Annotated in this window: 13 protein-coding genes; 4 read left to right on the top strand and 9 right to left on the bottom strand. The window is 48.9% G+C overall.

Annotated elements, in window-relative coordinates:
- Positions 1-5: 5 nt before the first annotated feature.
- From AC4G46_RS07340 to AC4G46_RS07300, 9 genes are all read right to left on the bottom strand, one after another.
- Positions 6-770 carry an ABC transporter permease gene (locus AC4G46_RS07340; protein WP_491127345.1) on the bottom strand — a complete coding sequence of 255 codons (765 nt, stop codon included), beginning with the start codon at positions 768-770 and terminating at the stop codon, positions 6-8.
- Positions 763-1,689 (bottom strand): ABC transporter ATP-binding protein, encoded by a 927-nt coding sequence (locus AC4G46_RS07335; protein ID WP_491127344.1) that lies wholly within the window; start codon positions 1,687-1,689, stop codon positions 763-765. The genes AC4G46_RS07340 and AC4G46_RS07335 overlap by 8 nt, the downstream gene beginning before the upstream one ends.
- A gap of 80 nt (positions 1,690-1,769) precedes the next feature.
- Positions 1,770-2,465 (bottom strand): response regulator transcription factor, encoded by a 696-nt coding sequence (locus tag AC4G46_RS07330; protein ID WP_491127343.1) that lies wholly within the window; start codon positions 2,463-2,465, stop codon positions 1,770-1,772.
- A complete protein-coding gene (locus AC4G46_RS07325) occupies positions 2,455-3,327 on the bottom strand; it encodes a sensor histidine kinase (RefSeq protein WP_491127342.1) in 873 nt (290 codons plus the stop codon). Before AC4G46_RS07325 ends, AC4G46_RS07330 begins: the two co-directional genes overlap by 11 nt.
- A 69-nt stretch (positions 3,328-3,396) precedes the next feature.
- The gene (locus AC4G46_RS07320; protein ID WP_491127341.1) at positions 3,397-4,116 is read right to left on the bottom strand and encodes a hypothetical protein; all 720 of its coding nucleotides are present in this window, start codon (positions 4,114-4,116) and stop codon (positions 3,397-3,399) included.
- Positions 4,117-4,252: 136 nt separating this feature from the next.
- Positions 4,253-5,881, bottom strand: coding sequence for a type 2 periplasmic-binding domain-containing protein (locus AC4G46_RS07315; protein ID WP_491127340.1), 1,629 nt, complete (start codon positions 5,879-5,881; stop codon positions 4,253-4,255).
- A 58-nt stretch (positions 5,882-5,939) separates the two neighbouring features.
- On the bottom strand, positions 5,940-6,839 hold the full coding sequence (locus AC4G46_RS07310) for a carbohydrate ABC transporter permease (RefSeq protein ID WP_491127339.1): 900 nt from the start codon (positions 6,837-6,839) through the stop codon (positions 5,940-5,942).
- Between the two features lie 15 nt (positions 6,840-6,854).
- Complete coding sequence (locus AC4G46_RS07305) at positions 6,855-7,808, bottom strand: ABC transporter permease (RefSeq protein ID WP_491127338.1); 954 nt, start codon at positions 7,806-7,808, stop codon at positions 6,855-6,857.
- A 230-nt stretch (positions 7,809-8,038) separates the two neighbouring features.
- On the bottom strand, positions 8,039-10,306 hold the full coding sequence (locus AC4G46_RS07300; protein ID WP_491127337.1) for a helix-turn-helix domain-containing protein: 2,268 nt from the start codon (positions 10,304-10,306) through the stop codon (positions 8,039-8,041).
- Between the two features lie 586 nt (positions 10,307-10,892).
- On the opposite strand from AC4G46_RS07300, the gene AC4G46_RS07295 reads away from it, so the two are divergent.
- From AC4G46_RS07295 to AC4G46_RS07280, 4 genes are all read left to right on the top strand, one after another.
- A complete protein-coding gene (locus AC4G46_RS07295; protein WP_491127336.1) occupies positions 10,893-11,486 on the top strand; it encodes a DedA family protein in 594 nt (197 codons plus the stop codon).
- A gap of 33 nt (positions 11,487-11,519) precedes the next feature.
- Positions 11,520-12,332, top strand: coding sequence for an undecaprenyl-diphosphate phosphatase (locus AC4G46_RS07290; protein WP_491127335.1), 813 nt, complete (start codon positions 11,520-11,522; stop codon positions 12,330-12,332).
- 18 nt (positions 12,333-12,350) lie between these two features.
- On the top strand, positions 12,351-13,427 hold the full coding sequence (locus tag AC4G46_RS07285) for a Gfo/Idh/MocA family protein (protein WP_491127334.1): 1,077 nt from the start codon (positions 12,351-12,353) through the stop codon (positions 13,425-13,427).
- Positions 13,428-13,504: 77 nt separating this feature from the next.
- Positions 13,505-14,209: a hypothetical protein gene (locus AC4G46_RS07280; protein WP_491127333.1), complete on the top strand. Its 705-nt coding sequence runs from the start codon at positions 13,505-13,507 to the stop codon at positions 14,207-14,209.
- Positions 14,210-14,229: the final 20 nt, after the last annotated feature.

Raw genomic sequence — 14,229 nt, 5'->3', positions numbered from 1 at the left:
GCCTCTCAGCTCAGATCCTCCCGCAGCTTATACCGGACCGCAAGGAAGCCAAATATAAGAATAACAATCACCGCAACCGCAGCCGTATGGATAACGTCATTTATATTATTGAAGTCTTTTACCCGGACAATGGTGTTAATGAGCAGATACTGCGACAGATGTAGGCCGTTAACCAGAGCTTCCAGTGCAGACAAGGCCATCCCAACCACATTCAGTGCCAGGACGAATCCGGCGGTTAGACTGATCAGCACATTTTTGACGACCATAACGATATAAAGGATAAGAATGGAGAACGCCCAGTGCAGCATGAATTGGCTGAGCAGCAGCTTAATCAGGTACATAAGATCACCAAGACTGGTATTGTCAAAAAACAGCGATCTTCCGATCCAGTCTGCAACGAGCATGGTAAGGAACAGCATAGCGACAAACGCTGCGAGAACCAGTATTTTTGAACAGACAGAGTGGACTCTGGCTCTGTGCATCGGGATGTAATTTTTATGGAAGCCTGAATTGAATTCGCTTGTGTAGAAAAAAATGCTGAACACCGCAATGTAAATCAGCATCCACGATGGCGGCTGCGAAATAGTGTATTGGATGAAATCACTCTCATTCAGGCTGCTGACGGAAACACCGCCTTTTTCCATCTCCTGAGCGTATTGCTTTGTCATAAAGATCCCGAAGATTTGGAAGCCACAGAATACCAGAAGCAGCAGATACATGATTTTATTGCGCCGGAACCGGTAGAAATCCATTTTGAGAATATTAAGCATGAAGTTCACCCGCTCTTTCCGTCCGTTCCAGGAAGTATTGCTCCAGGCTCTGCTTGTGCCTCGCTATCGAATCCACCATAACTCCATGCTCAACCAGCACCTGCGTAATCCGGCGGATTTGCATATCCGTGTCATATACATACAAAGTCCGGCCGTCAATCACCTTATATTTCGTGATCTGCAGCTCACGCTCCAGAATAGGAATCGCCGCCTCTGCTGCTTCCACACTGAGCTCAATCCGCTCCTCGCACTTATGCTGCAGGTCCTCTCTGGAGATCACCTCGACAATTTCACCCTGATGAATGATGGCATACTTGGTCGCTATTTTGGATAACTCCTCCAGAATGTGGCTGGAAATAAGGATCGTTAGCCCCTTTTGGTTAAGCTCCAGAATCAGCTGCCGGATCTCCATAATACCCTGCGGATCAAGACCGTTAATCGGCTCATCCAGGATCAGTACATCCGGGTTACCGAGCAGAGCGACTGCGATACCCAGACGTTGCTTCATTCCCATGGAATAGCCTTTAACTTTGGTCGTATTATTACTGTCCAGACCCACCAGCTGCAGTAATTCCTCTATTCTGGCTTTACTGTCCTTGAGGCCGTAGGCTATAGCCAGCAGCTTCAGATTTTCGTAGCCCGAAGTATTCGGGTAAAGTCCGGGGTTCTCGATCAGCACACCCATCCGCTCAAAAAAAGACTGCTCCCCGGCCGCCGCACGGTTGAAAAAATGTAGCTCCCCCGAGGTAGGATACACCAGTCCGGAGATCATCTTCAGCAGGGTCGATTTGCCTGCACCGTTTTTACCGATGATCCCGACAATTTCGCCCCTGTATATTTTGAGCCCGGCATTCAGCACGGCTGCTTTTGATTTATACCTTTTGGTAAGTCCGCAGCATTCAATTATACAATCAGTCATGGCCCGCACCTCCTTACAACCAGGTTAACAGGATGAAACTAAGATATCGCCAATAAAAGGTTAAGAAATGTCAAAGCCGCTTATTTACTCAGCCGGAAGCCTATTCCCCAGATCGTATCGATATAAGCTTCACTGTCGTACGGTTTGATTTTGCTGCGGATGTTGCTGATGTGCACGGTTATTGTTTTGTCCTCGCCCATATACAGCTCATCCCAGGCCAGCTCATAGAGATCCTGCTTCGTGAACACCCGGTCCGGGTTCTTCACCAGCAGCTCAACAATCCGGTACTCCTGCCTGGTCAGATTAAGCGCCGTTCCGTGAACGTTCACACTGTATGTGTCTGTGTCCAGCAGCAGATTTTTATGCCGGAAAGTCTTAACCGGTTCACCGGCGTTATTTCTCTGAATATGAACATGAATGCGGGCAATCAGCTCCTCGAGCTCAAAGGGCTTGGTCACATAATCGTCGGCCCCCAGTGCGAACAGGTTCAGCTTATGATCCAGCCCGTCCTTGGCCGAGAGGATAATCACCGGAACTCCGGACTTAAGCTCCTTCCGCAGATAATGCATGAACTGCTCTCCAGATAACCCGGGGAGCATCAGGTCAAGCACAATAAGGTGGTACTCCTGAGCAGCCAGGTTCATTTTCCCCTCACTGCCCGAATACGCCTGCGTGCACTCAAAGCCTGCTGATGCAAGGCCGTCACGGATGATCCCGTTAATATGCCAATCATCCTCAACGATCAGAATCCGCCTGCCGCTTCCGTTACCGCACATGTGTACGCTCCTTTACTGTTTTTTTGAATTCAACACTGATGCTAAAGGTATGCTCTGTGCATACAGCCTCTGTATGTCCGTCCAGCTTGCCCATCAGCGCTTTCACAATAGAGAGGCCAAGCCCGGAAGAGTGAACGGTACGGGAAGGATCTTCTTTATAGAAACGGGTAAAAATCTGTTCGACATTAACCCGGCTGCCCTCCTTCAGCTGATTGGTGAAGCGTATGCATACCGTATCTTCTTTTTCCTCACAAGCAACGGTAAACGGCCCTTCCCCATGCTTGAGATAATTACTGATGATATTTGCAAAAATCCGCTCTGCGGCACTGATATCCCCCATTACAGGTACGGCCAGCTCCGGGAGCTTTAGTTCAGGTTCACATCCAGCCCTTGAAAAATCATCAATGAAGGTGAACAGGTTCCGCTTCAGCAGTCCAACAATGTCAAAGGATTCGAGCTCAAAGACATACTCCGGATTTTGAAGCTTGGTATATAAAAACAGCTCATCTACCAGCTTGATAATCTGCTCTATTCTCGACTTGGCCTGTGAAATGTACTGATCCTTGTCCTGCTGATCTTGTGAACGCTGCGCTAATTGCAGATAGCCGCCCAGTGCCGTAAGCGGAGTTCTGATATCATGCGACAGACTGGTGATGGTGGCATTCATCTCTTCATTTTTACGGCTGAACTGCTGATCGACCGCCCGCTGACGGTCTAGCAGGGCATTGCATTCACGAACCAGATGGCTGATTTCCCGCGGCTTTAATTGGGTTGTAATAAACTTGAATGAATGGTGCTCCATAATAAACGACAGCTGGCTGCCGATATTCCTGACCTGGCTTTTATAATGCAGGATATACACGGTCTGGACTATCACTAACAATATGAGTAATACCAGAATGATAAGGATAGGATCACTTCCTTTCATGACTTAGTGCTCCATGATCGACTCACTGATGTAATATAGAAGCTTCACCCGTGCATACCATTCTTCAAGTTCACCTTGGATGCCCGATTTATTGAGCTCCTGATACATCAATCCGTCCGCTTCCATGTAACCCACCTCAGCTAACCCGCAGCTTTTTTGTACAATTAGCGGCCATTCGGCATCCGTCATCTTTGATTTGGATGTTTCAGATAAATGTAACAGCATTTCTCTGTTCATGGCACAGGAGCCTGCGCAAATATCTGCATAACGGTCAAACTTCATCGAGAACATTTTGTTCGTTAACGACTCTGTTTCTTTCCAGTCGGCAGGATGTGAATCAAAGGCTGCTTCTGTCCGTCCCAGTATCAAATAGCTGTATTTCATTAATTCTCCATGTACTTCCGGTATCTCCTCAGGGTACATTGACATCCAGGTAATGAGCCTGTCTAAATCACAGTAATGATAGTACTCATGACTGAACGGCCGCATTTGTCTAAGTATACTCCTCCGGGCTTCGGCCACTCCCTTTTTCTCCACAATAAACACTTCGAAATGATGGACTTTAAGAAGCTCTATCAGAGCCGCGGAGGTTAACGCACTAACAGCTATGTATTTATATTTAAAAACCTTTGAAATTGCTGCTGCAGCTTCTTTCAGTGGTTCTATCATCAAACCGGCCGGATCATGAACTATGGTTATTAAGGCAACATCCTTGGCTTCCATTATCAGGGCCTCCTGCTAGCTTTGCTCATTTTACTTTTTATAGTAGCACAAAATCCCCGCCAGACCTCCACTACTGTGGAGATCCGCCGGGGATTTTTCATTAATAGCTCTATTCAGTTAGTCCTAAACTCTAATCTTAACGGAACTTGCCTGCGTCGATCGCAGCCTGCTTCTCGTCAAGGATTTCCTGGTAGCCTGCGTTCAGGAAGGTTTCCTTGGCTTCAGCATAGACTGCGTCGAACTCAGCTTCAGGAGCCAGTACAGTCTTCACGTACAGATCCTGGAACAGGGAGTTCAGATCCGCTTTATACTCGTTAACTTTTTCAAGAACAGTGGTGAACATAGCGTCCGGTGTACGGAATTCAGCAGCTTCGTTATAGTATTTCACCATATCTTCAGCCAGATACTCATAACCGGCTGGTGACCAGTTACGCATGTTGGATTTCAGTGTCTTCTCGGCATCCGGATATTGAGCGATTTCAGTTACAAGTGCCCAGTAGTCTTTGTTGTTGTTCTGTGCCAATACGGATTCGCCTTTGAAATCAGGGTTCTTCACTGCAATGCCTTCTGCATCAAGTGTGTAGTTTTCGCCTTCTACCCCGTTCTGGAACTTGAACAGGTTCTCCGGCTGGCTCAGCCATTCCAGGTACATCCAGACTGCGGCGCGTTCTTCAGCAGAGGTTTCATAGTTGATCCCCATGATGAAGCCAAACGGCCAGTATGCGCGTTGCTGAGGCTTATTGCCTTCAGGTACCAATGCATAAGTAGGGATTACAGCGAATTCTGCTTCCGGATTGTTAGCCAAAGTAGCTGCGAAAACGTCAGCGTTATTAGTCAGATAGGTTGCATAAGTACCTGTCTTGCCGGCAACAAATTCAGCTTTAACCTTGTTATCGTCGCTGCGGAGATAGAACTCTTTATCAATCAGGCCATTGTTGTACTGATAGTTCATGTTGCGCAGGAAACGCTCAGTATCTGCAGTAGTGAAGTCAGCCACACTCAGATCGGAGTACAGTGCACGGTATTCCTTATCAACCGGCCATTCGCGGAACGCGTAGCTGTAGTTGAAGCTGTTCTGGATCAGGTTGCCGGCAGTCACGCCAAGTCCGGCTTCTTTCCATTTTACCAGCATTTCATTGTACTTCTCGAGGGAAGTCAGGTCTTCCACCTTCATGCCAACCTTCTCCACCCAGTCCTTACGGATCATGTTGACGAAGTTGTCCGCTTCCGGACGTGCCGCGAAGAAGAAGATGTTCTGATCGTCCACTGTGCCGTACTGTTGAATGGTTTCACCCATGTTAGTCCAGTAAGTAGGGGCATAATTTTCTATTTCTTCATAATTAAGCGGCTGCATAACATCCTCGCCGTAATAAGTCAGCGCCTGCGGCATATCGTAGTGGAAAAGAATGTCCGGGGCTTTGTGTGACGCCAGCAGCTGCTCGTAATCGGTTACTTCACTGCTGCGGGTAATCGGAACATAGTTGACCTCGATGTTGTATTTGTCACCAAACTCGGATTGTACCCAGCGGGTATAGTAGTTATCGGTTACATTCCAACCTTCGAACGCACGTTCATAGACCGGGATATCGATGGTTACCTTTTCCTTAAAGCCCTGAGAATAATCAGCGAATTCGCCCTCAGCCAGGTTATTCGCAGGCGCATTGCTGCTTCCTGCACTGTTGTTGTTGTTTCCGGAGCAACCGGCCAGCATGCCGGCTGTCATGACGGATGCCATCATTAAGGATACAAAACCCTTTTTGTTCATTGTAATACCCCCATTTTGAATTTTCGGACTGTATAACTGCTGCTTGCGGATTTTACAACTACTCTTTGACTGCGCCAAGCATCGTACCTTGAACGAAGTATTTCTGGACAAACGGATAGACGCAGAGAATAGGTAAAGTAGCAAAGACTACGACCGACGCTTTAAGAACTTCCGGATTACTGAGTGTTACTGTAGTTGCTTCCAGCTGGAAGCTCTCGCTGGCCTGGATGACCAGATAGTACAGCTTGAGCTGCAGCGGCCGCAGATCAGTGGCGTGCTTGATATAGAACAGAGCGTCCTGATAGGCGTTCCAGCGGCCAACTGCGTAGAAGAGCGACAGTGTAGCGATAATTGGCTTGGAGAGCGGAATCACAATGCTCCAGAGAATCCGGAAATGTCCGGCGCCGTCAATGCGCGCAGATTCTTCCAGACTCACCGGAATACTGCTTGTCAGTGACGTCTTCATAATCAGCAGGTTAAACGCACTAAAGGATAGCGGCAGAACCAGTGACCAGATCGTATCCATCAGACCCAGATTGTTGATGTTCATGTAATCCGGGATAATCCCTCCACTGAAATACATCGTGAACAGGAAGAAGAAGGTGATGACCCGGCTGCCCTTAAATTGGGCTCTGGACAGCGGATAAGCTGCGCAGATGGTCAGAACCATTCCCAGCACGGTGAACATGACGGTTACGATAACCGAAATGTACAAGGAGCGGAGGATACTCGCATCAGCAAAAATTTTGCTGTATGCCGCAAGAGTGAAGCCCTTTGGCCACAAAAATACTTGATTGGCAATGACATAAGAGTCAGCGCTCATGGACTTTGATACCACATGCAGGAACGGTAATAAACAGGCTAGTGAGGCTACAATAATAACGAACTTAATCAGAATATCCCAGATGTCAAAACGACCTTTGCTTGGTGCGGCAGGATTGCCGGTTGATGCGCTCATCGGGTTCTCTCCTTTCTATAAAATACCGTCTTCGCCGAGTTTTTTGGCAATGCGGTCAGCCGTAATGACCAGAATGATTCCGATTACGGACTGGAATAATCCAACCGCTGTCGCCCGGCTGAAGTTACCGGATTCGATCCCCCAACGATACACCAGCACCGGTATGGTCGTTGTGAACTCTGTAGTGGCTTTATTCTGCAGCGACCAGATCCGCTCGAACGAGCCTTCCATGACTTTACCCAAGCTCATGATCAGCAGCGTTACAATGGTTGCACGGATCGAAGGAATGGTAATATTCCATACCTTTCTCCAGCGTCCGGCTCCATCGACCGTTGCCGCTTCATACATTTCCGGGTTAATGCCGCTGATTGCAGCCAGATAAATAATCGTTCCCCAGCCCATGCTCTGCCATACCCCGATGGCCAGATAACTGATCAGCCAGTTCGTATCCTCCTGAAGGAAAGGTACTCGGTTACCGCCCATCATTTCAATCAGATTGTTGACGACACCGCCGCCTTCACTAAGCAGCTGATACGCAATTGCCCCGATAATAACCCAGGACAGGAAGTGAGGCAGATACAGCAGGGTTTGGTTCACGCGTTTGAATTTTACACTTTTGACTTCATTCAGCATCAGGGCCAGAATAATCGGCATTGTGAAGCTGAATATGAGATCAAGAATGTTGAGCAGCAGCGTATTACGGATAGCTTTTGTGAAATCAGGCTTGGAGAAAATATCCTGGAATATCTGGAAGCCTACCCACTCACTGCCCCAGAAGCCTCTTGCGATCTTATAATCCTTAAAAGCGATTACAAGCCCGGCCATCGGGAAGTATTTGAATACGATTACAAAAGCCAGCGGAATCGCTACCAGCAGATATAGCTGCCAGTCACGCTTGAGGAACCCGAAGCGCTCATTCTTTCTTAGTAGAGCATTTTGATTTGTCTTTGAAGCGTTTGCAACTTTCAAAATCTCACCTCCTACACCATTTCATCTCTGTGCCAGTTGCCTAACCGGCCTCGAGATCTATGCTAGCCCGATTGTCCGCTTTTGAAAACAATGAGTAATGCTGCTCTCCATCAAAACTGATAGAATCGCGGTTTTAAAGGGCTTTCAGGAAGGTGAATGATCATTTTTGATAGCTAAAAACGTTTTCATTAACTTCTGTTTCCTATAAAAAAACGGCCGGGAGCCGTCTCCTAGGAGCCCTTGCTCTTGGCCGTTTTGTAGCTGCTTGGCGGCATCCCCTCATACTTGCGGAAAAACCGGTTAAAGCTCTGGACATTATAGTAGCCGACCTCTGCGGCAACCTGCTTAATCGTCAGATCCGTATCGAGCAGCAGCTCTTTGGCTTTATCGATCCGCAGCTGATTCAGATAATCGATCATGCTTTTTCCGGTCAGCTCATATACGATCTTGCGCATGTACGAGTAGCTGATTCCGAATTCAGTGCTCATATCCTTCAGCACAATTTCTTCCTTGTAATGATCCTTCAGGTATTGGATGACCCGTTCCCCGTGATTGGTCTCTGCCGGGCCGCGGTCCAGGTTCTGAACAATCTCTTGGAAAAATGTATGCAGATACTCCTCCAGCTCATCCAGTGTATCCATCGCAGCAAGCACACTGTAAATATCGCCTTTGCCCATAACCGTTCTTCCGGTGCTGATATGATTCTCACGCAGATGCTTAATCGTCGCACCGATCAGCTGATGATAGATAAACATAATATTATCGTAGGAAATATGCTGTTCGGCGCTAATCAGACCACGGATGTTGTCCAGCTCCTTGAAAATCCCCTCCAGATCGCCGGCATCCAGAAAGTTGAGAATCCGCCGCTCACTGTTTTCGGAGTCAATATATTTGCGGCCGTGCTCATCTTCCTCCTGCCAGTACATGATGCTTCCGGCACCCTTGATGATCCGCTGTTTAATTAATTCCATCGCTTCGAATAGCCGCTCGGCCACCATTTCAGGTGCATCCGCCACACCGCTGACTGCAATGGTGACAGTATGCGTCAGCAGTTCAAGCGATTCATCCCGGATGGTCTCCAGCGCCTGACGGATCGAATCATTGCTGCAGCCATGCTCCTCCTGGGCAAAGTTAAGCACAACAACAATACTGCCGTCGGTATGATAGACGGAGTGGGCCACAACCCCTTCAGGAAACAGACTCTCGTACTTTGTATTGAGCAAGTAGCGGTGGTAGCTGCGGGTCTCCACATTGGTATTGCCGACATATACTCTGTAGCGGTCAATCGAGACTACAACAACTCTGTAACACGCCTCGGGAAATACCTCCGTAAGCCGAGGCGGTATCTCTCCGCGCAAAAGACGGTGAACCGCAAAGCTGCGGGTATCCTCTTCGCGCTCCTGCAGCAGCCGGAACAGGCCCTCTTCCTCCTCCTGCATCCGCTTAAAGGCCATGTCCAGGAAAGCAAGCTCATTCCTGTTGGCAACCTCCAGATCGCTTTTGGAGCGTATAGTCCGCACCAGCTGTCTGAGCGGCCTTGACAGCCAGGTTGCGAGAACGACAGCCAGGACGGTTCCCAGCACAATAATGGCTCCGGTAAGCAAAATAATATTACCCTGCATGTCACGCGATTCTGCCATCAGCTTATCCATCGAACTCCAGCTAACATTCCACCAGCCGGATAATGCCGAGCGGCTCCATGCATAGACCATCCGGTTGCCTTCCAGATCGCGGAATGCATAACCTTCACTGGAATCCTGATTCAGAATCTCCTGTACAAAAGGCAGCTCAAGGCCATCGGTAAGCAGCAGCGACTTGTTACTGTGTGAGATCACTTTTCCGTCCGCTCCCAGCAGCAGGGAACTGCCGTCCTCCACCTCAGTTGTATTCAGATATTTACCGATCTGGCTCTCCTTCATGTTGACAACGATCAGTCCGCTTGTCGGAGAGGATAGTCGGTTGAGCGGATAGACATATGACACAACATGTTCACCCGAAGCAAGCTGGCGCGGGACCCATACCCCGCTTATTCCTCTGTGATCTTCAAGAGCTTCCGTTGTCCAGTCCATCGGCTCGTAACGTTCCAGTGTTGTGATAGCGTTATCAGTAGAGATGACATAATCAGAATCCGCCAGATAAAAGTAGGAGGAACTCACCCCGTCTACACGGCGGTTCAAGTTCAGCAGCTCATTCAGTACGGACTTAGCCTTGGTGTAATTAGCATAGCTGGCGTTCACTTCATTATAGGTTTCAAAACCGCGGATCGGTTCAAATACATTAGCTGCAGCCAGACGCGCCGTGTCCTGGGCCAGATTGGCCAGGGCATTCTCGTTCAGCTTACGGTTGGCATTCAGCCCGGCTAATGCAGATTCTCCGATGGCCGCTTCTGAGTTCTCTATAATCTGTGCCCCGCTATACCACGTCAGGATGGCTGTCGGTATGGCCATGATGCAGAATAGAATCACTGCCAGCTGTAGCATCATCGGTATCTTCTTCATTGCATGTCCCCCTATTAACTCTGTAAACGTTATCAAATCAAATAGAGAAGCCCCGCATGCAATGGGCTTCTCTGCTAATAATCTTATAAATTACGGAGAGTAACGGATTGCATGTGTTGTATTTATGTATGTAGATTCTTTTTTTATGATAACATAAAATCTGCTATCCAGTCCTGTCATTTACTATTAATTGTCGAACTTTGCTGGCTGTTCACAAGAATGATGCTTTTATCGGGCTTGTGATTGCATAAAAAAAGCCACCTCACTGGAACGTCTTAAAGGACAGGCCCTCCGTAAAAATGCATCATTGTCTGCAGCTCGGGACTGGGCAGGGGACGACTGCTGTATCACAAGCTCAGCAAGCTGACCGGTTCCCGGCTGGAAGTGCTCTTATAACCTGAGTATGGCAAGGCTTGCCGGAAGCCATTTTCCAGCTTGCATAGACCTGCATATAAGGAGCGGTGCGACAGCACTGCTCCTTTTAATTTTGACAACCCTATCAGCTATTGGTAATCTTTATTTTAGAAGAGATTAAATCAAAAGATTATTTTCTAAAAAAAACGAGCAAATTCCTGGAGGAAACAACATGACGCAATGGATTACAGAATTCATCCTGTTCTTCAAAGATTTGTCGTATGCCGGTATCGTCATTGCCCTGTCCTTTGAATTTGTGCCTGCTGAACTCGTGCTTCCGCTTGCGGGTTACTGGGTTTACCTGGGGGACATGAAGCTGGTTTTAACGATTCTGGCAGGCACACTTGGAGGAACCTTTGGTCCTCTTACGTTGTATGCGATCGGCCGGTTTGGCGGGAGACCTTTTATTGAGAAATACGGCAAGTATATCTTCATCCGCCCCCATCATTTAGTGGCATCCGACCGTTTTTTTGAAAAATACGGCAGCGGCGTTGCTTTTTACGGGCGCTTTATACCCGGGGTCAGAACATTAATCTCCGTCCCTTGCGGTATGGCTAAAATGAATGTGTTAAAATTCAGTGTGTATACTTTTTTAGCAATGCTTCCTATCACTTCACTGTACGTTTATCTGGGCTATAAGCTGGGCTCACAATGGGAGCATGTGGACGAAATCATCAAGCCGTACATCCTTCCGGCGGCAGCTGTATTTATTCTGGGCTTCGGATTCTATGTGCTGATGAAACGGTTTAGAAGCAGACAGGCTTAAGAACATCAACATTGTAGACAACAGGAGGAATACATGGAAAACATAGTAACCTGGCTAAAATATCTGCTGCTTGGGATCGTACAGGGAGTGACGGAGCCGATTCCCGTCTCTTCGAGCGGGCACCTGATTATCGTGCAGCGCCTGCTTGGCATGCAGCAGAACGGGCTGTCGTTTGAAATATTGACCAACACTGCTTCACTTATTGCTATCATGTTTATTTTCCGTAATGACATCAGAGCGTTAATCACAGGCGCGTACCGTTTTCTGCAGACACGCCGTGCAGAGTATAAGGCAGACTTCATGTTCTGTCTTTACATTATTATTGGTACGATCCCGGCTGCCGTTGCTGCAGTGCTGTTCAAAGATACGATAGAGCGGATATTCACTTCAGTACATACCGTCTCCATCAGCCTACTGGTTACAGGGGTTGCCCTGTGGCTGATCCGCAATCTCCGGGGGCAAAAGAGAGACGGAAATCTTACCGTAAGAGATGCGCTTATTGTCGGTCTGGCTCAGGCGGTAGCGCTGATTCCCGGCATCAGCCGCTCCGGCTCGACGGTTATCGCCTCCATTGCAGTCGGCATGAAGCAGGAAACCGCGCTGAAATTTTCCTTTATGCTTTACATTCCGATCAGCATCGGCGGCCTGATTCTGGGAGCGTCCGACATTGCAAATGATCCAAACCGGGCTCAGCTGGCCATTCCCTACATCATAGCTTTCCTTACAACGCTTGTAGCTACCTATTATGCCATGCGCTGGTTTATCGGCATTATGGCCAAAGGTAATCTGATCTATTTTTCATACTACTGCTTTGCGGTCGGCACGCTTTTACTAATTTTTCTCTAAGGGGAAAGGTGAACGTTAATGGTCAACAAACCAATCCGGTTCGGCATTATCGGCAGCGGCTGGCGGGCGGAGATGTATCTCAGGCTGGCTCACCTGCTGCCGCAGCAGTTTCAGGTTAGCGGTGCCCTGATCCGTAATACCGCTAAATACGAGCAGCAGATCGCTAAACATAAGCTTACTGTATGTAGTTCGGTGGAGCAGCTTGCGGCTGAGAGTGATTTTGTGGTACTGGCGGTGTCCAAATCTGCTGCTGCTTCTCTGCTGATGGAGCTGGCGGCTTTGAACATACCCGTGCTGGCCGAAACACCTACCGCCTCTACTCCGGCTGAATATGAGCTGCTGCGTCCTCTTGCCATGAGCAGCCCGTTAATTCAGGTGGCCGAGCAATATCCGCTGCTCCCGCATCATCAGGCGCGAACTGCCTATATCAAGGCTGGCGAGCTGGGCCAGATCGGCCATGTTCAAGTCTCTGTGGCACATGGTTATCACGGCATCAGCCTGATCCGTAGGTGGCTCTCCGTCACAGGCACTGCCTGTGAAATTACAGCCCGCCGGGTAGAGCTGCCGATTATGGACTTTTCCTACCGGGGGCGTGCAGCAGAGGACAGCGTAAAGACGGAGCAGCAGGATATTGCGATCATGGTCTTCCCTTCCGGCCAGAGCGCCGTGCTGGACTTCACCCGCTCCCAGTATTTCTCCCCGCTGCGCTCGAACCGTGTGCTTATCCGCGGATCGCACGGGGAAATCCGCGATAATGAAATTATCCGCCGGCTGGGGACGGAAGAAACAGAGTATCTTCATATAATGCGGGTTCAAGGCGGACAGGAGGGCAGTCTGGACAGTCTGGGCCTGCATGAGCTGCGGGCAGGACAGCGCAGGCTGTTCCGCAACCCGTTTGCCGCCGTTCCTCTCTCCGATGAAGAGATCGGAATAGGACAGGCGCTGCTTAATATGGCTGACTATGTGAATACCGGTGTTTCCTCCTATGCCCTGGCAGATGCGTTAACAGATGTGAAGCTGGCGTTTGCAGTCGATGAGGCTATTGCATCGGGAAGTACGGTTACTGTACAGAATGAGCTTGTGGCGGATAAGTAAAGAACGGAACGTTTATTGGACTGGACTCCGGTGAGCAATAAGCTGCCGATAGGGCCGGCTGGGCCGGCTATGCCGAAATGAAGGGCATTTTTGCCTTTCATTTCGGCTTTTTGGCGGTTTGGGCCGAAATCAGAGGCATTTTTGCCCTTCATTTCGGCTGTTTGGCCGGCTGGGCCGAAATCAAAGGCATTTTTGCCCTTCATTTCGGCTGTTTGGCGGTCTGGGGCGAAATCAGAGGCATTTTTGCCCTTCATTTCGGCTGTTTGGCGGTCTGGGCCGAAATCAAGGGCATTTTTGCCTTTCATTTCGGCTGTTTGGCCGGCTGGGCCGAAATCAAGGGCATTTTTGCCCTCCATTTCGGCTCTTGGGCGGTCTGGGCCGAAATCAAAGGCATTTTTGCCTTTCATTTCGGCTGTTTGGCGGTTTGGGCCGAAATCAGAGGCATTTTTGCCCTTCATTTCGGCTGTTTGGCGGTCTGGGCCGAAATCAAGGGCATTTTTGCCCTTCATTTCGGCTGTTTGGCCGGCTGGGCCGAAATCAGAGGCATTTTTGCCTTTCATTTCGGCTTTTTGGCGGTCTGGGCCGAAATCAAAGGCATTTTTGCCCTTCATTTCGGCTGTTTGGCGGTCTGGGCCGAAATCAAAGGCATTTTTGCCCTTCATTTCGGCTTTTTGGCGGTCTGGGCCGGCTGGGTCGAAATCAAAGGCATTTTTGCCCTTCATTTCGGCTTTTTGGCCGGTTGGGCCGAAATCAGAGGCATTTTTGCCTTTCATTTCGCTTAGGTTCCGCCGGCAACGAAAAG

This window comes from Paenibacillus sp. fava2 (assembly GCF_058313675.1).
Note: the sequence above shows the minus strand (reverse complement) of the source record. Positions and strands in the feature narration are given on the sequence as shown.